Annotated in this window: 19 protein-coding genes; 3 read left to right on the top strand and 16 right to left on the bottom strand. The window is 43.6% G+C overall.

The features are described 5' to 3' along the window. Positions 1-42: 42 nt before the first annotated feature. The 4 genes from ABHV44_RS05545 to ABHV44_RS05530 all read right to left on the bottom strand — a co-directional run bounded on the left by ABHV44_RS05545 (position 43) and on the right by ABHV44_RS05530 (position 8,370). Positions 43-1,065 carry an endonuclease gene (locus ABHV44_RS05545; protein WP_459073670.1) on the bottom strand — a complete coding sequence of 341 codons (1,023 nt, stop codon included), beginning with the start codon at positions 1,063-1,065 and terminating at the stop codon, positions 43-45. Positions 1,066-1,192: 127 nt separating this feature from the next. Further along, a complete protein-coding gene (locus ABHV44_RS05540) occupies positions 1,193-4,003 on the bottom strand; it encodes an FG-GAP-like repeat-containing protein (protein WP_459073669.1) in 2,811 nt (936 codons plus the stop codon). 115 nt (positions 4,004-4,118) lie between these two features. Further along, positions 4,119-6,935 (bottom strand): FG-GAP-like repeat-containing protein, encoded by a 2,817-nt coding sequence (locus ABHV44_RS05535; protein ID WP_459073668.1) that lies wholly within the window; start codon positions 6,933-6,935, stop codon positions 4,119-4,121. A 145-nt stretch (positions 6,936-7,080) separates the two neighbouring features. Beyond that, a complete protein-coding gene (locus tag ABHV44_RS05530) occupies positions 7,081-8,370 on the bottom strand; it encodes an endonuclease (RefSeq protein ID WP_459073667.1) in 1,290 nt (429 codons plus the stop codon). Between the two features lie 152 nt (positions 8,371-8,522). Between ABHV44_RS05530 and ABHV44_RS05525 the strand changes: the two genes are divergently transcribed. Next, positions 8,523-10,142: an ABC-F family ATP-binding cassette domain-containing protein gene (locus ABHV44_RS05525; RefSeq protein WP_459073666.1), complete on the top strand. Its 1,620-nt coding sequence runs from the start codon at positions 8,523-8,525 to the stop codon at positions 10,140-10,142. A gap of 212 nt (positions 10,143-10,354) precedes the next feature. Then, positions 10,355-10,636, top strand: coding sequence for a hypothetical protein (locus ABHV44_RS05520; protein ID WP_459073665.1), 282 nt, complete (start codon positions 10,355-10,357; stop codon positions 10,634-10,636). A gap of 45 nt (positions 10,637-10,681) precedes the next feature. On the opposite strand, the gene ABHV44_RS05515 is transcribed toward ABHV44_RS05520, so the two are convergent. The 8 genes from ABHV44_RS05515 to ABHV44_RS05480 all read right to left on the bottom strand — a co-directional run bounded on the left by ABHV44_RS05515 (position 10,682) and on the right by ABHV44_RS05480 (position 15,759). Next, a complete protein-coding gene (locus tag ABHV44_RS05515) occupies positions 10,682-10,936 on the bottom strand; it encodes a hypothetical protein (RefSeq protein WP_459073664.1) in 255 nt (84 codons plus the stop codon). Further along, positions 10,933-11,814: a sterol desaturase family protein gene (locus ABHV44_RS05510; protein WP_459073663.1), complete on the bottom strand. Its 882-nt coding sequence runs from the start codon at positions 11,812-11,814 to the stop codon at positions 10,933-10,935. The genes ABHV44_RS05515 and ABHV44_RS05510 overlap by 4 nt, the downstream gene beginning before the upstream one ends. Positions 11,815-11,822: 8 nt before the next feature. Next, entirely contained in the window at positions 11,823-12,242 is a 420-nt protein-coding gene (locus tag ABHV44_RS05505; RefSeq protein ID WP_459073662.1) for a rhodanese-like domain-containing protein, read from the bottom strand. Next, complete coding sequence (locus tag ABHV44_RS05500; protein WP_459073661.1) at positions 12,239-12,550, bottom strand: rhodanese-like domain-containing protein; 312 nt, start codon at positions 12,548-12,550, stop codon at positions 12,239-12,241. Before ABHV44_RS05500 ends, ABHV44_RS05505 begins: the two co-directional genes overlap by 4 nt. Positions 12,551-12,658: 108 nt before the next feature. Continuing rightward, positions 12,659-13,639: an L-histidine N(alpha)-methyltransferase gene (gene egtD, locus ABHV44_RS05495; protein ID WP_459073660.1), complete on the bottom strand. Its 981-nt coding sequence runs from the start codon at positions 13,637-13,639 to the stop codon at positions 12,659-12,661. Positions 13,640-13,766: 127 nt separating this feature from the next. Then, on the bottom strand, positions 13,767-14,972 hold the full coding sequence (egtB, locus tag ABHV44_RS05490) for an ergothioneine biosynthesis protein EgtB (protein ID WP_459073659.1): 1,206 nt from the start codon (positions 14,970-14,972) through the stop codon (positions 13,767-13,769). Positions 14,973-15,221: 249 nt separating this feature from the next. Next, entirely contained in the window at positions 15,222-15,419 is a 198-nt protein-coding gene (locus ABHV44_RS05485; protein WP_459073658.1) for a hypothetical protein, read from the bottom strand. A gap of 58 nt (positions 15,420-15,477) precedes the next feature. Beyond that, on the bottom strand, positions 15,478-15,759 hold the full coding sequence (locus tag ABHV44_RS05480) for an RNA recognition motif domain-containing protein (RefSeq protein ID WP_459073657.1): 282 nt from the start codon (positions 15,757-15,759) through the stop codon (positions 15,478-15,480). Positions 15,760-16,317: 558 nt separating this feature from the next. Here ABHV44_RS05480 and ABHV44_RS05475 point away from each other — a divergent pair. Continuing rightward, on the top strand, positions 16,318-17,232 hold the full coding sequence (locus ABHV44_RS05475) for a septum formation inhibitor Maf (protein WP_459073656.1): 915 nt from the start codon (positions 16,318-16,320) through the stop codon (positions 17,230-17,232). Positions 17,233-17,275: 43 nt separating this feature from the next. Here the strand turns inward: ABHV44_RS05475 and ABHV44_RS05470 are convergent, their stop codons facing one another. The 4 genes from ABHV44_RS05470 to ABHV44_RS05455 form a co-directional block, all read right to left on the bottom strand. Next, positions 17,276-18,379: a fatty acid desaturase family protein gene (locus ABHV44_RS05470; protein ID WP_459073655.1), complete on the bottom strand. Its 1,104-nt coding sequence runs from the start codon at positions 18,377-18,379 to the stop codon at positions 17,276-17,278. A gap of 300 nt (positions 18,380-18,679) precedes the next feature. Beyond that, entirely contained in the window at positions 18,680-20,149 is a 1,470-nt protein-coding gene (locus ABHV44_RS05465; RefSeq protein ID WP_459073654.1) for a DUF5723 family protein, read from the bottom strand. Positions 20,150-20,216: 67 nt separating this feature from the next. Then, positions 20,217-21,572 (bottom strand): carboxypeptidase-like regulatory domain-containing protein, encoded by a 1,356-nt coding sequence (locus ABHV44_RS05460; protein ID WP_459073653.1) that lies wholly within the window; start codon positions 21,570-21,572, stop codon positions 20,217-20,219. Between the two features lie 99 nt (positions 21,573-21,671). Then, a complete protein-coding gene (locus ABHV44_RS05455; protein WP_459073652.1) occupies positions 21,672-22,739 on the bottom strand; it encodes a branched-chain amino acid aminotransferase in 1,068 nt (355 codons plus the stop codon). Positions 22,740-22,929 lie beyond the last annotated feature (190 nt).

Here is a 22,929-nt window from a genome sequence, read left to right as displayed (position 1 = left end):
GGCCATTTTAAATTTTGTGAGTTTTTTCTTACAAACCCTCTTCTACCTCACAACTCGGAGAACTTCAAAAGTGCTTCCTGTATGTAGCTGAATGATGTACATTCCGTTGTCAAGGTCAAGCTGATTCACGGAGTTTCCAGACACAGTCTTTTTCATTACGAGCTGACCAGTAGTTGAGTAGACAAAGAGCTCGGCTCTGGCAACGTTGTCGGAGAAATGGACTGTTCCTTCACTCCACCACATGTCGAAGTCATTGTCAGCAGCTTCCTCCACTCCAATCGGCTCGCCCCAAATCAAATCGACAAACTCAGGGTCATCGATAAACGGGTTGCGGTTATTCTGAATGTCGTAAACTGCATTATTGCGGTCGATCTCTTTTTGTGAAACAGGATCCTCTTCGTGCCACTCCATCAGCATTGTGAGCGCCCAGGCAGAAAAATCGTCATCCTGCAACATGAAGCTGCTCCATCCGTCAACCTGATCCATATACCTCGTGAGCATGTAAAAATACGTGCGGGCAAAATCTCCTTTGTATTCATCAATCGGCTCAAAGACAGTTCCGACAAAGCCGGTCACACTGCTCGTGCCTCTCTTGCTGCCATTTTCAGAAGTATAAGTGGGGGAATCAGTTTCTCCATATGGATGGTTGCTGCGTATTCCATTAGTGTAACCATCAGTTGGGTAGAGATGAAAGAGATCTGTGTTCATCGGACTTTGATCACCAAACCAGCTCTTGGGAAATGAATGCTCACGGTTGTAGCAGTCGCCTTCACCACCGTAGTTTCCACACTGGTCGCTTCCAAACTGAAAAACGAATGGTTCCGGTCCGTCTGGATTGTCAGAATACATGTCCCACACCTCACCGTTTGGCTTTTGGTCAGTCGACTGAAAATGTGTCCACAAACTGCTGTAGGATTGAGAGCTGTGATCTTCGATAATTTCCTGCAGCGCGCTGCGAAGAGCATCTCCATTGAGACCTTCAGCATCATCGTAGTATCCAGATGGGATTTGAGAAAAGCCCTGAAAAGCTGTAAATAAAATTGAGAGGAGTATGAATTTCTTCATTGAATGTTTTTAAAAAAATTAGGGTGCAAAGATAGAAGTCCATTATAGAACTGACCCGACAGAAACATTCTTAAATTGAAATCCAGTCTAGATTAGTCGATACAACTTTGACCGACAACCTAAGAAACTACTCAACCACGAACTTCAGCTCCTTTGTTTCATCTTGGTTTGTCAATCGAAGGATATAAGTACCCTTTGAAAGCGTGCCTCTTTCGAGTGTCAAGTTTCCTGATTCAATGGTTATGAATTCAGAGCGCTGCAGTTTTCCCATGACATCAAAGACCTCCAAATGGATCTCACCATTTAGTTTACCCAGGTCTACCATCGCGGAGGTTGTCATAGGGTTTGGGAAGAGGGTGATTTCATTTTCCTCCCATTCCTCGATAGAGTTTACAACGAAGGTAGAGCTACTGATACCTGAACAAGGGAAGTCGATATCCACTTGCACAGAGTAGTCTCCGTTCACCAGAGCGGTGTATTCCTGCTCTGTTTCACCTTCGATGGGTTCTCCGTCCAGGAACCACTGGTAGTGGTCGCCTTCGCTGGCTGTGAGCAATGCGCCATCATCGGTAAAGCTCACATCGAAGAGCGAGCAATCGTAGATCGTGCTCCAGGTGGTGTTGGTGATGATGGGCGGGTTGTTGTCAAAAAAGATTGCCGCAGTGTTATTCAGCTCGGTTAAAAGTGGCAATTCAGGTTCAGGACGAACGGTGAAAGAGACAAACCCGTGGCTCTCCGGTTCGTTATTGACCGAATCGGGCAGCATGATGTCCTGAAAGTAAAACTCCACTTCACGAGTAGAAGGATCGACAGTCGTGTAAACAGGATGCGAATTAGCCACGAGTTGAAAAGACGAGAGATTCAGATTCTCATCTAGAGTGTCACGCACAATCACATCGATGGCCGGGGCATTACCGGTATTCTGGAATCGAACCAGGTATTCTAAAATCGTATCGTTGGCGATGTAGTGCTCCTCGCTGTAGCCCTCCGGAAAAACCTGCTTGTCATTGGGATCATAGGCACAGGTTAATTCTTCTGCAAGCGAATCTACTCCAAATGCAACTTCTACACCATCGAAAAATGCCTGAACTTCAATTGAAGTTTCTAAAAACTCACCGATGAAATCCACAGTAGGGCTGAGTAATTCAACCTGTGTGCAAACCTGTTCAAATGGAGCTACGTCTGTGAAATTTAGATAAGCTACATTTTCTCCCAATGAATCGATTAGTGGATTTTGAGTGATGTCCTGGAAGAGACTATCATAGTGGAATTCAAGTTGGACATCGATTAAAACATTACTGGTATTACGAAAGCAAAGAATGTATGCTCTCTCATCATCACAGGGGAAACCGTTTATCGCTGAATACATATGAGCTTCCAGGTCGAAGGCCGGTAATTCATTACTTACACCAAAGAAGAGTGTGTCTTGATTCCAATTTTCTTGAGTGGCATCAAAAGTGAAGGACTCTGGCGTAGTGAAGAATGGGAAATCAGAGTTGCCAGTCAGGGTGAACGTATATTCTTCTGAACCAAAAATATTTACAAAGAATTGACCTTCGCCATTGGTGATTAAAGTCAGATCATTAGGTAGAAGTTCCATTTCCTGAAGTGACAGGCCATTTTCTTCCTCATCCATCACGCCATTTTCGTTCTCATCAAAGAAAACAATCCCGAGGACCTGGAAATCACAAGATCCGTCATCAAAACAAGCAAGTGGGTCATAGTTCTCAGCACCAGGCACCGTACATCCGCATTCATAGCAGCAGCTGTTGTTTTCTATCCAAGCATCAGGGTCGTAGTTACAGGCACTGGGATCTGTACAAGCTTCACCGGTGAGATTCTCATACCACGCAATCTTTTGATCCCCCGTGGAAGCCGAGAGCACATCCATATCGCCATCGTCATCCATGTCGGCTGAGAAGACATATCTAGGTAGTATAACTTGAGTAGAGATAATCTGCTCATCACCGAAGAGGCCTCCACCTTCATTTTCATACCAGGCGATTTTAAGGCCTAATTCAGAAGCAGAGAGAATATCATTGTCGCCATCACCATCCAGATCGGCTACGTAGAAGAAGATTTCACCATCAAATTGATCAGATATAACCTGCTTCTCACCGAAAGATCCTCCGCCTTGATTCTCATACCAATCGATCGTGTAATCATACCAGGAAGCAGAAAGAACATCTAGGTCACCATCCCCATCAAGGTCGGCTGTATGTACGCAAGAGGGAGTTTCCGTTTGTATAGAGATGATTTGCTGATCATCGAAGAGGCCATTTCCTAGGTTTTCATACCAGGCGACCTTATTATCAAACTGAGAAGCGGAGAGAACATCCATGTCGCCATCACTATCCAGATCAGCAGAATGTACAGAGTAGGCTAAATCAGCTTGCACAGAAATAATCTGCTGAGCACTGAAAAGGCCTCCGCCTTGATTCTCATACCAGGCGATCTTGTCGTCATATTGAGAAGCAGAGAGGACATCCCAGTCACCATCGCCATCCAGATCGGCTGTATAAACGGAAGATGGAGCATTGGTTTGCGTAGAGATGATTTGCTGTTCACCGAAAAGGCCTCCGCCTTGATTCTCATACCAGGCTATGTTATCGATAAATTGAGAAGCAGTGATGATATCCAAGTCACCATCGTCATCCAGGTCGGCCACATGAAAGGTGGTTGTACCATCAAATTGAGCAGATATAACCTGCTGCTCACCGTAGAGGCCTCCTCCTTGATTCTCATGCCAGGCAAGTAGGTCGCCCCAATAGGTAATATAGAGTATGTCATTGTCGCCATCACCATCCAGATCGGTAGAATAGATAGATTTGGCCGCATCAGTTGGAGTAGAAATGATCTGCTGTTCACCGAAAAGCTGGGCAAAAGCGCTTTGAGAAATAAGAAGTGTAAAAATGAAAAAGACAAATCGATAAGTCATGTTAAGGATGTTTTGGTTTGTGGTTAAATGTTCTCAAAAAAGTTGATCAATATCTTGATGCAAGACAAAGTAGTTTCGTTGTCCCGTTGTAAAGCATTATTGATCAAAAAGAAAACTACTCAACCACAAACTTCAACTCCCTGGTCTCATTTTCACTTGTCAGTCTTAGGATGTAGGTCCCTCGTGAAAGGTCGCCCCTGTCAATAGTTAGATTTCCTGAATCAAGATTAATGAACTCAGAGCGCTGTAGTTTACCCATAACATCATAGATCTCTAGTTGGATTGGTCCGTTGAGGTCTCCCAGGTCCAACATGGCGGAGGTTGTCATGGGATTTGGAAAGAGAGTGATTTTGCTTTCCTCCCATTCTTCGATAGAAGTTACTATGAAAGTAGAGCCACTGTTATCCGAACAAGGAAAGTCGATATCGACCTGCACTGAGTAATCACCATTCTCCAAGGCTGTGTATTCCTGCTCGGTTGCATCTTCTATGGGTTCTCCATCCAGGAACCACTGGTAGTGGTCTCCTTCGCTAGCAGTGAGTAGCGCTCCATCATCGGTAAAGCTCACATCGAATAGCGAGCAATCGTAGATCGTGCTCCAGGTGGTGTTAGTAATGATGGGTGGGTTGTTGTCGAAATAGATTGCCGCAGTATTGTTTAGTTCGGTCAGGAGTGGCAGCTCAGATTCAGGGCGGACTGTGAAAGAGACAAATCCATGGCTCTCTGGCTCGTTGTTGACCGAGTCGGGCAGCATGATATTCTGAAAGTAGAATTCCACCTCGCGCGTTGCCGGATCGACAGTCGTGTAGACTGGATGCGAATTAGCTACTAGTTGGAAGGATGAGAGATTGAGATTCTCGTCTAGAGTATCGCGCACAACCACATCGGTGGCTGGGGCATTTCCGGTGTTTTGGAATCGAACGAGATATTCCAATAATGTGTCATTGGCGATGTAGTGCTCTTCGCTATAGCCTTCCGGGAAGACTTGTTTGTCGTTTGGATCATAGGCACAGGTTAGTTCTTCTGAGAGTGAGTCGATTCCGAAGGCAACTTCCTCTCCATCGTAAAAAGCCTGTACTTCAAAGGACGTCTCTAAATATTCTCCGATGAATTCCACGGTAGGACTGAGTAACTCCACCTCTGTACAAACCAGCTCGTATGGAGCCACATCATTGAAACTCAAGTAAGCGATATTCTCTCCAATTGAGTCTATGTTAGAGCTTTCTATTATGCTCTGAAAGAGGCTATCGTATTGAAATTCGAGTTGGACATCGATTGAAACATTGCTGGTGTTGCGAAAGCAAAGGTAATATCCTCTTTCGTCATTGCAGGGGAAGCCGTTTATCACTGAATACATGTTAGCTTCAAGATCAAAGGATGGTAATTCGTTGCTTACTCCAAAAAATAGTGTGTCTTGATTCCAGTTTTCTTGAGTGGCATCGAAGGTCAGGGTCTGAGGCGTAGTAAAAAAGGGAAAGAGCGGGTTCTCTTCCACTTGGAATGTAAACTCATCACTACCCCCAGAAGTATTGACAAAGAAATTGCCCTGGTCGTTGGTGGTGAGCGCTAAATTATTAGGGAAAAGACCGACTTCCTGAAAAGGAAGCCTATATTCAGATTCATCCAAGAGGCCATTTTCATTTTCATCGAAGAATACGGTACCGATGACCTGAAACCGGCAAGAGCCATTATCACAGGTGGCAGTGGGGGCAAAGTTCACTGCTCCAGGTGTTGTACACCCGCAATCAGAAAAGCAGCATGAACCATCTTCTATCCACATATCGGGCTCATAATTACATGCATTCGAATCTGTACAACCCTCACCTATAACATTCTCATACCAGGCAATCTTGTCATCCCAATGGGAGGCAGAAAGTACATCCATATCGCCATCGCCATCCAGGTCGGCTGTATAGACAGCCCTGGCACTAAGGACTTCTGTAGTGATGATCTGCTGATCACCAAAAGCACCTCCACCCTGATTTTCATACCACGCAATCTTGCTTTCACTCTGCGATGCAGAGAGTACATCCATATCGCCATCGCCATCTAGGTCTGCGGAATCTACAGACCGGGCACCCTCAGCTTGAGTGGAAATGATCTGTTGACCACCAAAGGTCCCTGCGCCTTGATTCTCGTACCACGCAACTTTGTTGTCAGACATGGAAGAGGAGAGCACATCAAAATCGCCATCACCATCCAGATCGGACGTTCGAACAGAGCTAGCACCCTCAGCTTCAATAGAGATGATTTGCTGATCACCGAAGGTCCCTCCGCCTTGATTCTCATACCAGGCTATCTTGTTATCAATGCCAGAAGCCGATAGTACATCTATATCGCCATCACCATCCATATCTGCCGAATAGACAGACCAAGCAGCGTTTGCCTCAGTAGAGATGATTTGCTGATCACCGAAGGTCCCTCCACCTTGATTCTCATACCAGGCGATTTTGTCGTCTAGACTAGAAGCCGAGAGTACATCCATGTCACCATCGTCATCCAGGTCGGCTGCATGAACAGACCATGGACTATCATTTTGTATAGAGATGATCAGCTGATCACCGAAGATGCCTGCACCTTGATTCTCATACCACGCAATCTTTCCATCCTCCGCAGAAGCCGAGAGCACATCCAGATCGCCATCACCATCCAGGTCGGCTGTATAAACTGAGATGGGGAGATCAACTTGAGTAGAAATGATCTGCTGATAACCGAAAAGTCCACCACCTTGATTCTCATACCAGGCAATCTTGTCGTAATCATTAGTAGCAGAAAGCACATCCATGTCACCATCGCCATCCAGGTCGGCTGAATAGACAAATGCGGCTTCAAAAGCAGAAGTAGAGATAATCTGTTGATCTCCGAAAAGCTGGGCAGTGGCCGACTGAGTAATGAGAATAGCAGCAATAAAAAAGGCAAATCGAAAGTGCATGTTAAGAGAGTTTTGGTTTGGAGCTAAAATAGTGAAGATTTTTGAAGCTTTTATTTTAACAAGTTCAGTGTGAGGTGCTCTTGGCCATGAACTTCGGAGTACGCTTGGTCAAAAAGTTGACAACCTCTTTGAAACTCACTCTGGTCTAATAACTACAGCTTTGCCCAAAATTCGAGAGGAAAATCAAAACATCATTCGTGTTGACATTGCCGTTGAGGTCGAGATCTGCACCTCCGCAGTTTTGCTGGCAGCTGGTGAATGAGATTAGAATCAGAAGATCACTCGTGTCGATCATCTCATCTCCGTTGATGTCGGGTGCACACGGACAATAGAGCGTCACCACACAACTACCATCATCTAGTTGAGCTTCCGGCTCGTAATTGCAGGCATTAGGGTTCGTGCATCCTTCTATCACTCCGCACTCGCAGTTTTCGTCAAGCACTGAAGTCTCTCCAGTTCCCGTTTGGCAAGTATCGCCAGGATAAAAACAAGAGTCGTCATTGAGTTCGGCTTCTGAATCGTAATTACAGGCATTTTCATCTATACAACCATAACAAGAGTAGTCGCACTCGTCAGTCGCAATGTCGGCTGTTGAATTGTAGTTACAGGCTGTTTCGTCTAGGCATCCACAATCGTAAAAAAGGCAAGCTGGTTCTCCCCAGATAAGCTCAATAAAATCGGGATTATCGATGAACGGGTTTCGGTTTTCCTGAATAGCAAAAACCGCGTTGTTTCTGTCAATTTCCTTCTGGCTAACAGGGTCAAAAGCTGCCCACTCAAGCAGAAGGTCTACTGCCCAGTCGCTAAAGCCATCGCCATTGAGCATAGGTGAATTCCAGTTGTCAACCTGATCGAAATACCTCGTGACCATGTAAAAATAACTGCGGGCAAAATCTCCTTTGTACTCGTCTATCGGCTCGAAAACAATTCCGTTGTAACCGGGATAAATGCAAGTTCCGCGGAGCGAGCCGTTTTCAGAAACGTAGTTGGCGCTTCCTACTTCTCCAAATGGATAGTTTCCGCGAATCCCATTCACGTAGCCGTCTGTGGGGTAAAGGTGAAAAAGATCGGAATTCATCGGGCTCTGATCGCCAAACCAGCTCTTTGGAAACGAGTGCTCCCGGTTGTAGCAATCCCCTTCCCCACCGTAGTTTCCGCATTGGTCGTCTCCAAACTCAAAAACGAACGGCTCCGGACCTTGAGGATTATCGGAGTACATGTCCCACACTTCTCCGTTTGGCTTTTGATCTGTCGACTGAAAATGGATCCATAAACTTCCGTAAGACTGCACATCGTGATTGTCGATGATCGATTGGAGTTCCGCTCTCAACGCTTCTCCAGATAAGCCATTGGCAGAGCTGTAATACCCATCAGGAGCCTGAGCAAAAACGCTGATCGAAAAACAAAGAAGTGTGAGAGTTGAGAAGAACTTCATGATTTGATAGTGGTGATACGTAAAATGCTACACGAAAATAGAGAAATCCTCTGAAGCTCTCATTGCGGTAGAAGAAAAGCCATAAGCAAAAATGACCGATAAATCATAAAAAAAGCAGTACTTTTGCAGCCTCAAAAAAAAACAGTAAGTCTTTGATTTCAACAAACAACATATCGCTACAGTACGGAAAGCGAGTGCTTTTCGATGAAGTAAATATTTCCTTTTCAGGCAACAATTGCTACGGTGTAATTGGAGCCAATGGAGCGGGTAAATCTACCTTCCTGAAAATTCTTTCGGGCGACATCGATCCCAACTCTGGGTCTGTTCACATCGAGCCGGGCAAAAGAATGGCCGTACTCAAGCAGAACCACTTTGAATTTGACGAAAGTCGCGTAATCGATACAGTCATTATGGGCCACAAAAAACTGTGGGAAATAATGACAAAAAAAGACGCTCTTTATACCAAGCCTGATTTTAGCGAAGAAGACGGAATAAAAGCATCTGAGCTTGAAGCCGAATTTGCAGAAATGGACGGTTGGAATGCTGAGTCTGATGCGGCTTCGATGCTAAGCGGATTGGGGATTGACGAGAGCAAGCATGGCATTCTGATGAAAGAGCTTAACGGAACTGAGAAAGTTCGTGTGCTTTTGGCTCAGGCGCTTTTCGGAAATCCAGACATACTGATTCTCGATGAGCCTACCAATGATTTGGATCTAAAAACCATTATGTGGCTCGAGGATTTTTTGTTGAATTTTAAAAATACGGTGATCGTTGTTTCTCACGACCGTCACTTCCTCGATACGGTTTGTACTCACATTGCCGATATCGACTACAGCAAGATTCAGCTCTTTACCGGTAATTACACTTTCTGGTACGAATCGAGCCAACTGGCTTCTCGCCAAAGAGCTTCAGCCAATAAGAAAGCCGAAGAAAAGAAAAAGGAACTTCAGGAGTTCATCGCTCGATTCTCAGCGAACGCATCCAAATCGAAGCAAGCTACAAGCCGTAAGAAATTGTTAGAGAAGATTAATGTTGACGATATCAAGCCGTCTTCGAGACGCTATCCAGCAATTATCTTCGATCAAAATCGCGAAGCCGGAGATCAGATTCTCAACATCGAGAATATGAGCAAGTCCTCTGATGGTAAAACGCTGTTTAAAGGACTCGATCTAAATGTTCGCAAAGGAGATAAAATTGCTTTCCTGAGTGAAGACGGCATGGCAACCACTTCTCTATTTAAGATTTTGATGGGTGAAGAGAAAGCAGACACGGGTGAGTTCCAGTTTGGTCAAACGATTACTCCAGCTTATTTGCCAAACGAAAACGACCACTACTTCACCGGAGAAAACAATCTCATCGACTGGTTACGTCAATATTCTGAGGAAAAAGATGAAGTCTACATTCGTGGATTCCTCGGGAAAATGCTCTTTTCGGGTGAGGAAACATTCAAAATGTCGAATGTGCTTTCAGGAGGTGAAAAGGTGCGCTGCATGATTTCCCGAATGATGCTTAAAGGCGGTAATGTTCTCATCCTTGATGAACCAACTAACCACCTCGACCTCGAATCGATTACCGCTTTCAACAACGCGCTGAAGGATTTCCCTGGAACTGTACTTTTCACTTCGCATGACCACGCTTTCACTCAGTCTGTGGCCAATAGAATTGTAGAGCTTACGCCAAATGGAATCATCGACAAACTGATGACTTTTGATGAATACATTGAGAGTGACCGCGTAGGTGAACAAAAACAAGAAATGCTAGCATCTGCCTAACTCTATTGAGTTAGCAATTTATTAGTTGACTTCTACAAAAGCCGGATAGATACTGAATCAAGTTCAGCATGACATCCGGCTTTTTGTATTCAGATCCTTCGACACCTCTATCCCATTATCAAATTTTGGATTGACTTAGATCAATCTTTTTCCTCTGCTCTGAATTTAGATTTGTGTCATAGTAAAACGCGAAACACAAAAAATTCAGAACAATGATCTTGATAGATAAAATAAACTCAATAATTGATAAGGAGCAGAGCAATTACTACGGAATAATGACCCTGGCCATCACAGCAGGCAGCTGTTTGGCAGGTGTTGCAGCTATGTTCATTCTTCAGAGCGGTGCACCGGTTTGGCAACTTGCAACAGTGGCTGCAACAGCGATGGGATCCAATGCAATGGCTATTGGTCAGGCTCCGTTCAAAACTTTTGCGTGGTCATTCATTGTAAGTGCTGTGGTAAGCGCAGTGTTTATCGCCATCAATGTTTTTTAAGACGTTGTCTAAAGTGATGGAGTAAGTACACTAAAACTACACTCCCTAAGAACGGTCGGCTTGTTGGTCCGGCCGTTTTTTTGTGCGCTCCACTATTAAATAGACAACAGAGATTACGAGCATCACCCAGGGTGCTCCATGCATAAAGGTATCCCACCAGTCAATGAGCTTCATCCCTTCTGCCCCACCGGCTATCCATTTTAATTTTCCCCAGAGATGAGGCTCTGGAGTAAAAGGTGCCAGACCAAGAGTCAAACTGGCCAGCAGCCAGAGCTTCCAGTCGAGAAGTGTCTTTTTCATTTTTCTTCTTTAATGTGGATGAGCTGACCTCCGAGCGTTTTAGGGAATTTCTCTTCACCTTCAAACCCGATCTCAATGTCTCTACCATCTGAAGGTATATGAGCGGTTCCAAATAGATAATCCCAAATGCTGAGGCTGATCCCAAAATTCACCCCGTATTTGTTGGGCATTTTTTTGGCGTGATGCCAAATGTGCATTTTAGGGTTGTTGAGAATGTAACGAAATGGGCCGTAATCGATGCCCAGGTTGGCATGGTTCAAGTGACCAATTAATAAAGCAATGATGTGTACGAAAAAGAAATCGAGCAGTCCGTAGCCAATCATCGCCAGTGGAATATATTGAATGGTGTTGTATACGATTTTCTCCATCCAGTGAAAGCGGAGGTGTGCAGCAAAACCCATTTCCTTTACCGAATGGTGAACCTTGTGAAATTCCCACAACCACGGCACACGGTGAAGCATGATATGCACGCTCCATTGGATAAAATCCGCCAGGACAAAAAGCAATAGAAGCTGCAGCCATTTGGGCCACGATGAGATCTCAATTGCGACCAGGTTTTCAAATCCCAGCCAGTTCAAAAAATCGTTGAAGAGCTCCACCCCTACATTAGAGATAGAATTGTAGGCAATGAGGGAGAAAAGAAAGAAATTGAAAAACATATAGAAAGCATCCATCCAGAAATCTTTCCTGAATACCTTCTGGTTTTTCCTCCAGGGGATGATGATCTCGAGCGACCAAACTACGAGTGAAACAAGAATGAGCCAGTAAAAGTAGTTCTCGTACCACGGCTTGTAGCTGTAACTAAAAAGCAACTCGTCTTTCAGATAATTCCAGTATTCACCGAAAGACTTCAGAAAAATGTCAATGTACTTTTCCATTGTTAGTTTCACTCATGTTTTACCCAGGCACCGTAACCGCCTTTTAGGTTGAGCACTTTTTCGAAGCCTTTGCTTTTCATCATGTTCATGGCTCTGGCACTTCTGCCACCAGAGGCGCAATAAACCAGAACAGGCTTGTCTTTATCGAGCTTCTCCAACTGCTGATCAAAATCAGAATCTCCAATGTTGATGTTTTCGGCACCTTCAATTACGCCATTGGCACATTCACCAGGAGTGCGCACGTCAACCAATTGCACTTCTCCTTCATTAAGAGCGGCCTCAAATGCCGCAACATCCACGGTTCTGTAAACGCCTTTTTGATCCTGAACAGACTCCGTAGTGGACTGGTTGCTGTTCTCCCCTGTTCCCTGAGAGCACCCACTGGCCACGAAAGCCAGGGAGCTCAAAAGCATGATCACTAATCTCATTTATTTTGAATTTTACTATTTACGCTTGTCCATGCGCCACCATTGATGCAGTCAAGGCCTTCTTTTTTCATTCTCGAAGTAGCCTGTCCACTTCTGTTTCCAGAGGCACAGCAAAAAATCACTGGCTTGTTCATAGACAAGATTTTATCTTTATTGGAACCTAACCGATCCAAAGGGATGTTTATTGCTCCTTTTGGGTGACCTTGCTTAAACTCCATTTCGGAGCGAACATCAATCACTTTGGCTCCTTTTTCCAAATATGCTGGTACTTCCTTTCCTACCGTGAATAAATCTTTTAAAAATGACATAGTTTCTTGTTTTTAATTATGACTAAATCAATTGGAACATCCAATGAATGAGTACAAAATTAACGAGGAACCGATGAAAAGAAGGTGACGTGAGTTACAGATGCGAGATCAGCGTTTTTCCCAAAATGAGTCTGCGAAATACTGTCGCTTGTCTGTGATGACGTCCGCTACAGTGAATCCGGTTTTCTCAGCGAGTTCATTCAGTTCGTTGTAACTGTATTTTTTGCTGATCTCTGTGTGAATCATTTCCCATTTATCAAAGTGAAAAGTCTCACCAATGACTCCTATAGTCACATCCTGCTCACGGGTGCTGATGATGTAGCTCCTGGCTTCGCCCGTTTCAGGGTCGTACATGGGATAATGCTCAAAGTGGTCCAGATCAAAATTGGCATCCAACTCCCGATTGATTCTCTTGAGCAAGTTCATGTTAAAAGCCCTTGTAATGCCTTGTTTATCATCGTATGCATCGATGATTATTCGCGGGTGCTTTCTTAGATCTGTTCCGAGCAAAAGCAGATCTCCCGGGTCGAGTCTGTCGTTGACAGCTTTTAGAAATGATGTTGCATTCTCTCTGGGAAAGTTACCGAGATTTGATCCCAAAAAGAGAATAACCTTTTTAGAGTTCGACATTCTGATCTGCTCCAGCCCATCGAAATACTCCGCAACAATCCCAGAAATTTTTAGCTCCGGAAGCTGCTCAAGTAGTGTCTTCGAAATTTGATTAATGGCCTCTTCCGAAATGTCAATTGGTAAGTAACTAAAAGGACTGCCGTGCTTGTCAATTTCTTTCAACAGCTCTATGGTTTTCAAGCCGTCACCTGCCCCTAGCTCAATAATCTCTACCGGTCGGTCTTCTTCGGAGAAAATGTTTTTGCACATCTCCTCAGCCTTTTCCTTGAATATCTCAAGTTCACAATCGAATAGATAGTATTCGGGCATGTGCATGATTTGCTGAAAAAGCCTGCTGCCTTCGTCATCGTAAAAATAGAGCGATGGAAAATGCTTTGGTTTATCTTGTAAGCCGTCTTTAACATCGGCTGCAAACTGACCGAGATGGTCGCCAGCCGGCTCAGGAGGATGATCTGTCATTTTTGGTGAACGATTTATTTCAGAAGGTTGAGTATGTGATTGAAATCAATTAGTTGGATCAGGTTCGAAAATGAACCAACCAGTATCTCGGGCAATATCTGAATTTTGAATTGAATTTGCCAGTTTCTCAAAGTGTTCTGGCCAGGCGGATTCCGGTGTACTGCCATCGCTTGTCGGTGTGCCAGAAGTTGCGATAGGTAGGCCTGGCGTGACCTTTTGCTGTGGCCACAGATCCACCACGAAGTACTTTCTGGTTAACCATGAACTTTCCATTGTACTCTCCAGTAGCACCTTCCGGAATCTCATAACGCGGATAAGGCAGGTAGGCGCTGCCAGTCCATTCCCAGAGTTGACCGTAATTGAGGTGGTTGTGCACAGACTCCCATTCAAACTCCGTTGGGAGTCGCCAGCCTTTCCATCTTGCAAAAGCATCCGCTTCAAAAAAACTGATGTGTTTTACCGGTTCGTTTGGGTCAACCTTTTTCACTCCAGATAGTGTGTAATGAAACCATTCTCCGTTTTCTTCAAACCAGTAAAGTGGTGCACTCAGAGATTTATTTTTTACAAACTCCCAGCCTTCGTCAAGCCAAAGTCTGAAATCCTTGTAGCCACCTGCTTTCATGAACTCCATGAATTCGCCATTGGTCACCAGATCTTTGGCAATCTCAAAAGGCTCAAGAAAAACACGATGTCTACCGTGCTCATTGTCATAGCTAAAGCCGGACCCCTCGAAACCGATTTCTACTACTCCACCCTCGCTATGGTGGGTCTCAAGATTTCGGTTGGAGAATCTAAAGGTGTCATCAATCGAATCACTTTTGTATGTCAACTTCAATGGATTATCACCAAGGATAAACTTTATATCGGTGATCAATAATTCCTGGTGTTGCTGCTCATGGTTGATTCCCAGCTCCAGAAGATCTATGATTTCATCTCTTTTTGGGTGTTGATCGATTCCTTCGAGAAGCCTGTCCATACCTTCATTGACATGTCTTCTGAAGTCGAAAATATCTTCGACAGATGGACGTGACAAGTTCCCTCTTTTAGTTTTTTCAACTCGCTCGCCAGCAGCTCTGTAGTAGCTATTAAAAACGTAGCTAAAATCTGCGTGATACTCCTTGTAGTCAGCTAAAAAACCATTGAGAATAAATGCCTCGAAAAACCAGGTGGTGTGAGCCAGATGCCACTTTGGTGGACTTACATCTCCTATGGGCTGCGGTACAAAATCCTCTGTCTTCAGCGGAGCACAAATCTCTTCAGTGTGCTGGCGGGTTGTAGTAAACAATTCCGATACTGCTGTTACTCTTTTATTTTTTTCAAGGGTAGCATCCATAAAACTGGTCATTGATTATTTAGTGATTCAAGCGATTGTCCATTGCTATGAAAATAACCATTCTTAGTCAAAATGGTTTATCCTAGAGTTTTTTAACGATTCACAGTAAGGCAACGCCAGTATGCCCGGAGGTTTCTAAACTACTGTTTATCACTTATAAAAAAGCCACTTCTGACTTGCAGAAGTGGCTCAATCTTTTGCGGCATCTGAGTTCAAAAACCATCGATGCCTCCTAAACGATCAAGTTTCTCAGGAGCTGACAACCTTTCCGTTTTTCACCTGACCGATATAAACTACATCTTTGGTTTTCTTGTAGCGCTCGATGGCGATATCGATCTCCTTTTTAGTATCTCTTCTTATTTTCACACCACTTTTTTCACCGGTATTTTTTAATTCAATGTAATACCCGTCTTTCAACTTGGTGGGTTTGGTCGATGGCCTTCCCATATTCAATTATATTTTATTCGGGACGAATCCCGATGAGTTAGACAAAAGTTCTTATTCTTTATCGAAAAGAACGTTGTTGAAATTGTTTTCCGTTACCTTCTCTGTTATGAGCTTCTTTCACAATGAGTCTGTTTCCATTGAGCTCATAACTATTTAATTTTTCAATGGCTACTCCTGCTTCTGTTTCGTCATCCATTTCTACAAAACCAAAACCTTTTGAGGTTCCTGTCTCCCGATCGTAGATAACTCTTGCTGAAGCCACTGTGCCGTGCTTTTCAAACAATTCTCTCAAATCATCGTCATTGACCAGAGAGTTAAGCTTTGCTACAAATATGTTCATTTAAATAAATTTAAGTAAAATCATTGGAATTGACTACCGGACCGAAGCTTCAGCCTTTCAGAACTAGAAAACTGGTTAAACAAATTTTTCGACATTCAGCCTGAGTTGGCAGACATGCAATTTTGAAAGTTATTCTGTGATTAACCATTAACCTGTGAAGTGTGTAATAAGTTCTGATGCAATTAATCAGAAATGATTTGCAGGAGTAACTGCTTCCAAATGTAAGATAACAAAGAAAGAATAATTTTTTAAAATCCCCTTGTTTTGGGGGTAAATAGTCGCTACTAATTTTTGTTAACCTTCGAATCCAATAATGTCATCCAATTTGTACGCACAAATGGAAATCATCTCGAGGCAAATTGAAATTAGTTTAGCTTCTTTGCGTTACCAATTAAGCATTTATGACGTTGTGGAGCTACAGGTCATTTTGATCTGCCACAATGGGTAAATTACTTCAACTAAGCCCTTCGATTTTTTCGAGGGGCTTTTCTTTTTTCCCTCTGAAATGATGAACTTTCGAAAAACGAAATGAGTTGACCATAATAAATACTATTCCTCATGAAACGGACTCAATTTGCTGTCATTCTTCTCTTGTTTATTATTCCTTTAAGCTGCGGCTCTGGAAAGAGCTCATCTGGTCAAAAGCCTGTTCAATTGCCTGAAAAATTCGGGGACTACTGGTTTCAGGGGAAAGCAGAGATTACAAGCTACAATCTAAAACAAGCTCGATATGGCGAAATGAGAGAAGGGTCGGCTACCCTGATTTTTGTCACAGAACCTTTTTCAAGATCGAAGCAAGTGAAGCTCGACAACCCGGATGCGACTGGTGACGACAGGGTTGATGTCATGAAGCTAAACTTCACAAAGAAATTCACCACTGGAATTTACCCCTATTCCATGATGACCTCTGTATTTGGTTCGCTCGAAGGAGATCATGAAGCTCTCAAGGTTACTACAACCTCTCAGGAATGGTGTGGACATACATTTTCGCAACTCAACCTTAAAGCCGGTCAATATTTTTTTCTTGAAAGATCTTATTTCGAAAGTGAGGGAGATTATCAAAAAAAGATTGACAATGTTTGGGTCGAAGATGAGTTGTGGACATTGATCCGACTCAACCCGGATAAACTACCCTCTGGCGAAATCTCTGTTATTCCTGGCCAAATGTATCACCGACTGTCTCACAATGACTACAAACCGATGAAGGCAACAGCCAGTATTGAGAAAGATGGCAACTACTCTACCTTCAATCTAAACTATGACGATGGAGAAAGAATTCTTGAGATAACTTTCGTCAACAAGTTTCCATATGAAATTGAATCATGGCAGGATACTCACAAATCGGGATTTGGCCCTAATGCCAAAATGATGACTACGACTGCCACAATGAAAAGAAGGCTTCTACTCGATTACTGGAACAAGAATAGCAACGAGGACAGTAAGTATCGTAAACAACTCGGGCTTCCCGAATAGTTTCAAGAAGCCCGAATCAAAGATATTTACAAAATCTTTTTTGCTAAGCCGCAGGTTTCATTCTACCCAGCTTGTAAAGCATTTTTCCATGCGACCATAGTGCATGTGCAAAAGTTTTTTTCTGGTGGTAAGGGAGACCATATTCATGGCTTGTTTCCTTTACAATTTTAGAGATTTTGCGGTAGTGTACGTGACAAATGTTGGGGAACAAGTGGTGCTCAATTTGGTGGTTGAGTCCTCCTACTAGCCAACCGAAAACACGGCTGTTGTTTGCAAAATTCGCAGTGGTTTGCAATTGGTGGATGGCAAAGTTACTTTCGATGTTACCTTCTCCGTCTGGAAGTGGATAACTGGTATCCTCAAGAACGTGAGCCGGCTGAAAGATGAGAGCGAGGCTAAGCCCGGCAATGTATTGCATCACCACAAAACCTAGCAGCCACTGCCAAAAGGTGATTTCCATAGTGAGCATCGGCACCACCAGAATGACACTGTAGTAAAGCACCTTAGAAACCAAAATAATCCTAAGCTCTTTCCAGAATGTAGTGTTTTGAGACTCGAGCAAACCTTTCTTCTTAAAGGTAATCAACTGAGTGAAGTCTTTGCTAATGCTCCACATAATTGTCATTAACCCGTAAAAGAACCACGCGTATAGCCATTGCAATTTGTGAACTTTCATTAGACGTGTATGAGGCGAAAACCTTAAGATCGGAACTGACTCAATGTCCTCGTCCATTCCCTGAATGTTTGTGAAAGTGTGGTGAAGCACGTTATGCTGAACTCGCCAATTGAATGTGTTGCCACCAAGACCATTGAGCGTATAGCTCATGATATTATTAACACGTCTGTTCTTGGAATAAGACCCGTGGTTGGCATCGTGCATTACTGTAAGGCCAACACCAGCCTCTCCGAGTCCCATGAGCACAGTCATTGAAAGCATGAGCCAGGGGCTGGAAATCACACCTGTAACCATAAGTAAGTATGGAACGGTGTATAAAGAGATCATGAAAACTGTCTTGAGATACATCTCGGTGTTGCCGAATTTTGAGATGTTGTTTTCTTTGAAGTAGTTGTTTACGCGTTTGCGCAGAGTGGAGTAAAATTCTTTCCCTTCTCTCGGGTTGAATTTGACACTTGGATGATTTGTCATCTATAAAAATTCTAAATGAGTTAGGTTATACAAATAAGCGTATTCTCATTTTGTTCGTGCAAAGGTAACCACAAAATGGAGAACTTAGTTCCCCGCACGGCCAAAAAATGTCAACACATACAGTTGTGAACAAAAAAAGAGACCGCACACAAGGTGCAGTCTCTTCCTACCAAATTTTCCTAAACTACTATAATTTCCATCTTTGTTTCTATCCAAAGACTTGGGTCAAATATCTGATGATTTAGCTACCCTGGTGTCAGAACATGGCGCAAGCTTCTTGTAGGCATATTCTTACTTTGCTTAGAATCTAAATCTGGCGAATCCCATGGCGAGTGAAAGAGTCGGCTGGTTGTCGGTGAAAAAGGTGATCATATCGCGGCTGGCCACTCCGGCTTCGTAAACTCCGCCAGGGGCTCTAAAGACAATCCCCGCAGGAATTTTAAAATCGTATCCACCACCGGTCATGAAGCCTGTAGATAGCTCTAGCCATTTGAGTGGGCGGATTCTGCCTCCCACAGAAAGGAGTGCCTCACGATAGTTTCCTGGAGATTCATTGGCAGGAATCAGCGCATCAACTCCAACGTCAATTTTTTCTCCAAGTTTCAATGATGCTCCAGCTCGAATATTTGTCGGAAGGTCGCGGGTAATTTTGCGCTCCCCCTCCCACTTCAAAATGCCATCTTCGCCTATAAAAGCATCGAGCTGGTCTACCAGCGACAAGTTTGTCACACCCGGACTACTCAACTCTGTTAGCTTCAGGTCTTCCACACTAAAAACATTTCCATCCCAGGTCACCGACCCAATGTCGTTCACAGCAGCAGATAGTGTGAGTTTATCTTTGATGATGATGCTCGCTCCGATGTCAATCCCGAAGCCTTCACCAGCTGGTTTGAGGGGATTGTTGGAAGATTGCAACGAACTGGGGTTTTGCCCGGAAACCGGTTCTGCTCCAAAATCAAAAACTGGTGCGTAGGAAACTACCCCCACTCCTTCTCCGTTTTCAAATTGCAGATCCATTAGGTACATCCCCATCATGTACTTCAGACCCACACCACCGTAAATGCCTATGTTTTCAGTCGTCAGGATTTTGCGACCATAAGAAACATTGATCTCCCTCAACCACTGACCATTCAACTCAGTGCCTTCCAACAACTCAGATAAGGGCAGCGCCTGGTTTTCGCTGGTAAAACCCTGCACCACGAGATCGTAGATCTCAGGATCAAGATCTGGGCTATTGGCAATAGTAGACCCATCATTAAGCAATAGCGAATCGAAATAAGTGCTTTGATACCCCAGAAAGAGTAATTCTGAAGCTAGCGGACCCAGCTCAGAATAATAACTAGCTCTTTCACTAATGTTCAATGCAATCCCTCCAAAATTTTCGGTGGCAAATGAAAAGCCAATTGACATGACGTCTGCATTGAGGGCAAGCGGAGAATTCACAAAATCCTGAGCGTAACTCAGCTTTTCGTCTCGTGATAAATCTCCAAAATCGTTTCCATAGACGTTTCCTCGAAGGTCTTCCCTCGATAAAATTTCGGAATAAATGCTGTACGCTCCTTCTGTAAAGCCAAGGCTAAATCGCTTTTCGCTTTCTTTGAAAGTCCAGCCGAGGTTAGCCGGGTTGATGCCAGCAGATTGATAATCCGTAGCGAACGGTGTGGCTACTCCACTTCCGGTGAGTGTAAATGCCGAGTTTTCATTTTGCGCTTGTGTAACTGACACTAAGACTGTCAATAAGGCTGCAAAAAACAGTTTCGGGGAATTCATATTTTCGGTTTTGATGTATTGAAGCCGAAGATAAATAATCCCACCGGTCTAAGCTGTAGGCATTTTCCTATTCCTCCATGGAAAGTTTTTCACTGTACAGAAATTTCTTCTGAATACTTCCAAAAGGTCGGTAGGTGTAGTATACTTTTCCCGATTGCACTTTAATGTTTTCCGGGTAGCGATGGTGGAGCTTAAATGAAGAAATTGTGCTACCTGAAACCTGATCAATCAACCTTAGATAGATGTAACCGTGTTTTTCGTAGACTGCATAAATCTTTTGTGAGGCCTTATCCTGAAGCAAATTTCGCTGCCAATTCTGTCCTCCCTTTTGGTGATGATCGATCTCAACAGAGTCAGCCAGAGAAAGCTGCTTATCGGCTTTGTAAAGCAAATTGGAGCAGTAATCAAAAATGAAAACCGTGTCTGCTGCCACAATCAACGGAGCGTAAGTTTCTTCATGATAAATTGACTGATGATGACCAGCCATAAACCCTCCGACTATCTCTTTATCGATGCCGGTTTCCAGTTCGGTCCTGAAGGCCTTTAGCTTGTCTCGGCCCTTTAAATCACGATAGCTCGCCCGATGCATTTTCATTTGCAGTTCGTCTTCTACATTGAGTAAATGGTGGTGAGTTGTGTCTCGCATATCCACAGCAAAGTAATCGAAGGAAGGGAAATCACTCGTCCAGTTTGAGTAGAACCAATACGGACCAAGAGAAGCCACTATAGGTTCTATAAATTCCTGATAATCTGATTCATCAACCGATAAAAGATCAATTTTTTCAGAGTTAGATATGGAGATTCTGTACATCTTATTTCTGCAGAAAAGATACGGCTCACTGTTAAAATCTGTCTTTAGCTCCAAAGTAAGACTCGAGATCCCATAGGAATCGAGAAGTTCGCCATCCTTGTCGATCAACAAAAGACGACAGCCTTCATAAATATCGAGATCCCTTTCACTACTACTTTTTAAATAGTGTTGTGAACTGTAGGTCAATAAAAGTAACTCTCCATCTGCTGTAAACTCGAAGTCTGCCACATGCAGACTGTCAGTCCCAAAGACAGTGTCGGGTTTCTGCTCTTGTACAACAGCTTCGGGAACCTGATAGCTCATGGAATTGAGCTTAACGGTGACTTCAACTTCATTCTTCTCTTCAAATGAAACTGTCAATGTAGTGTCACGATGCGAAACATGTGTGAAACGCAATTGCACACTCTCACCGAATTTGCCTGTAATCACAAATGCCCCGTTGAAGTCGGTTACATCCTGATTTTGTTCTCCAACAACAGATACAAGCACATTCTCAATCTCACTCCCGGAATTTGAGTCTACCGTCATACCAGAAACGGTTTGCAGCTCTTGCTGAGCAATTGCCAGCAGGGAGAAAAGTAATGCAGAAATAAAAAGCGTTGCCTTTTTCATATTTTGAAGATGCACTGATAAAGCACTTTCCATAAAAAATAAAAAGGCAAGCGATCCATCACTTGCCTTTCAATTCTTTAAGTTCGATTTATCTACTGATCAAAACTTCATATTCCAGTTGTGGATATCCTCTCCGTTTCCTCGTTTCAGAGCTTCCAACTCTTTGAATGCTCTTGGAGCAAACTCCCAGCTGTCGTAAGAACTCAATTCAAAATCCTTGTCGTCAAATCCAATGGTTTTGATTGGAGCAATCGTGGCAGCAGTTCCTGCACCAAATGCCTCGTCCAAATTATTGTTTTCAAGTAGCTCGCGAAGTTCATCGAGGCTCACTCTTCTTTCATTCACCTCGTAGCCCCAGTCTCTGGCAAGTTGCAAAACACTGTCGCGGGTAATTCCAGCAAGAATCGTTTCGCTCGGCTTGGGTGAAAAGATTTCATTTCCAGACCTGAAAACGATGTTCATCGTTCCGGATTCTTCTATGTATTTATGCTCAATGGCATCGGTCCAGATCAGTTGGTCGTAACCTTTGGCTTTGGCCTGTTGAGCTGGGTAAAGTGCACCGGCATAATTTCCAGCAGCCTTGGCAAAACCAGTTCCCCCAGGAGTAGATCTGGTGTAGTGTCTTTCTACTTTTACTTTCACAGCTCCTGAATAGTACGAACCAACCGGGCAGGTGAAAATCATGAAGCGATAAGATTCTGAAGGCTTAACTCCGATGTACTCGTCAGTGGCAAACATGAACGGGCGAATGTAAAGTGAAGCAGAATCACTTTTGGGAATCCAGCCTCTGTCCAGGTCGAGTAATTTTACGAGGGCTTCTTCAAAAACATTTTCGGGAATCTGCGGCATACACATTCTTTCGGCAGAGACATTAAATCGCTTGATGTTCATTTCCGGGCGAAAGAGATATACTTCGTCCTTTTCATTCCTGTATGCCTTCATCCCTTCAAAGATCGACTGCCCATAATGAATAACTGAAACTGCAGGATTCATTGTGAGATTTTGAAATGGTACTATTCGGGCGTCATTCCACTCACCGTCCTTGTAGTCCATTACAAACATGTGATCGGAGAATTCTCTTCCAAATTTGATGTTGTCAAAGTCTACCTGAGACACCCTTGACTGAGCAATTTTCTCAACTCTGATCTCTGTATCTTCTGCTATCATTTTCTTCATTTTTTTGGTCAATTAACTGGCGATCATAAATAAGGAACTTCTGCACTTCCAAATTCGTCAGCGCGCTCCTGAAACCGCTGGTAAAAATACCTTTTCAGAAGCCATTTTTCAAAACTAAATTGCCAAGAATAATTAATCTATAGACATTCCAGATGTGCCATCCGCCTTATAATCTACGAAA

Source organism: Halocola ammonii (assembly GCF_049334165.1).
Lineage (GTDB): Bacteria > Bacteroidota > Bacteroidia > Flavobacteriales_D > Sanyastnellaceae > JBEGHD01.
The sequence above is the reverse complement of the archived record's forward strand: the minus strand, read 5'-3'. Positions and strand labels throughout refer to the sequence as shown.

Excerpts from the sequence above, each read along its gene's own strand:
- ABHV44_RS05540 (WP_459073669.1), bottom strand. The coding sequence starts at position 4,003 with ATGACTTATCGATTTGTCTTTTTCATTTTTACACTTCTTATTTCTCAA.
- ABHV44_RS05480 (WP_459073657.1), bottom strand. The coding sequence starts at position 15,759 with ATGAACATATTTGTAGCAAAGCTTAACTCTCTGGTCAATGACGATGAT.
- ABHV44_RS05470 (WP_459073655.1), bottom strand. The coding sequence starts at position 18,379 with ATGACAAATCATCCAAGTGTCAAATTCAACCCGAGAGAAGGGAAAGAA.
- ABHV44_RS05455 (WP_459073652.1), bottom strand. The coding sequence starts at position 22,739 with ATGATAGCAGAAGATACAGAGATCAGAGTTGAGAAAATTGCTCAGTCA.
- ABHV44_RS05535 (WP_459073668.1), bottom strand. The coding sequence starts at position 6,935 with ATGCACTTTCGATTTGCCTTTTTTATTGCTGCTATTCTCATTACTCAG.
- ABHV44_RS05465 (WP_459073654.1), bottom strand. The coding sequence starts at position 20,149 with ATGAATTCCCCGAAACTGTTTTTTGCAGCCTTATTGACAGTCTTAGTG.
- ABHV44_RS05515 (WP_459073664.1), bottom strand. The coding sequence starts at position 10,936 with ATGAAAAAGACACTTCTCGACTGGAAGCTCTGGCTGCTGGCCAGTTTG.
- ABHV44_RS05460 (WP_459073653.1), bottom strand. The coding sequence starts at position 21,572 with ATGAAAAAGGCAACGCTTTTTATTTCTGCATTACTTTTCTCCCTGCTG.
- ABHV44_RS05545 (WP_459073670.1), bottom strand. The coding sequence starts at position 1,065 with ATGAAGAAATTCATACTCCTCTCAATTTTATTTACAGCTTTTCAGGGC.
- ABHV44_RS05520 (WP_459073665.1), top strand. The coding sequence starts at position 10,355 with ATGATCTTGATAGATAAAATAAACTCAATAATTGATAAGGAGCAGAGC.
- ABHV44_RS05505 (WP_459073662.1), bottom strand. The coding sequence starts at position 12,242 with ATGAGATTAGTGATCATGCTTTTGAGCTCCCTGGCTTTCGTGGCCAGT.
- ABHV44_RS05485 (WP_459073658.1), bottom strand. The coding sequence starts at position 15,419 with ATGGGAAGGCCATCGACCAAACCCACCAAGTTGAAAGACGGGTATTAC.
- egtB (WP_459073659.1), bottom strand. The coding sequence starts at position 14,972 with ATGGATGCTACCCTTGAAAAAAATAAAAGAGTAACAGCAGTATCGGAA.
- ABHV44_RS05500 (WP_459073661.1), bottom strand. The coding sequence starts at position 12,550 with ATGTCATTTTTAAAAGATTTATTCACGGTAGGAAAGGAAGTACCAGCA.
- ABHV44_RS05530 (WP_459073667.1), bottom strand. The coding sequence starts at position 8,370 with ATGAAGTTCTTCTCAACTCTCACACTTCTTTGTTTTTCGATCAGCGTT.
- egtD (WP_459073660.1), bottom strand. The coding sequence starts at position 13,639 with ATGACAGATCATCCTCCTGAGCCGGCTGGCGACCATCTCGGTCAGTTT.
- ABHV44_RS05475 (WP_459073656.1), top strand. The coding sequence starts at position 16,318 with ATGAAACGGACTCAATTTGCTGTCATTCTTCTCTTGTTTATTATTCCT.
- ABHV44_RS05510 (WP_459073663.1), bottom strand. The coding sequence starts at position 11,814 with ATGGAAAAGTACATTGACATTTTTCTGAAGTCTTTCGGTGAATACTGG.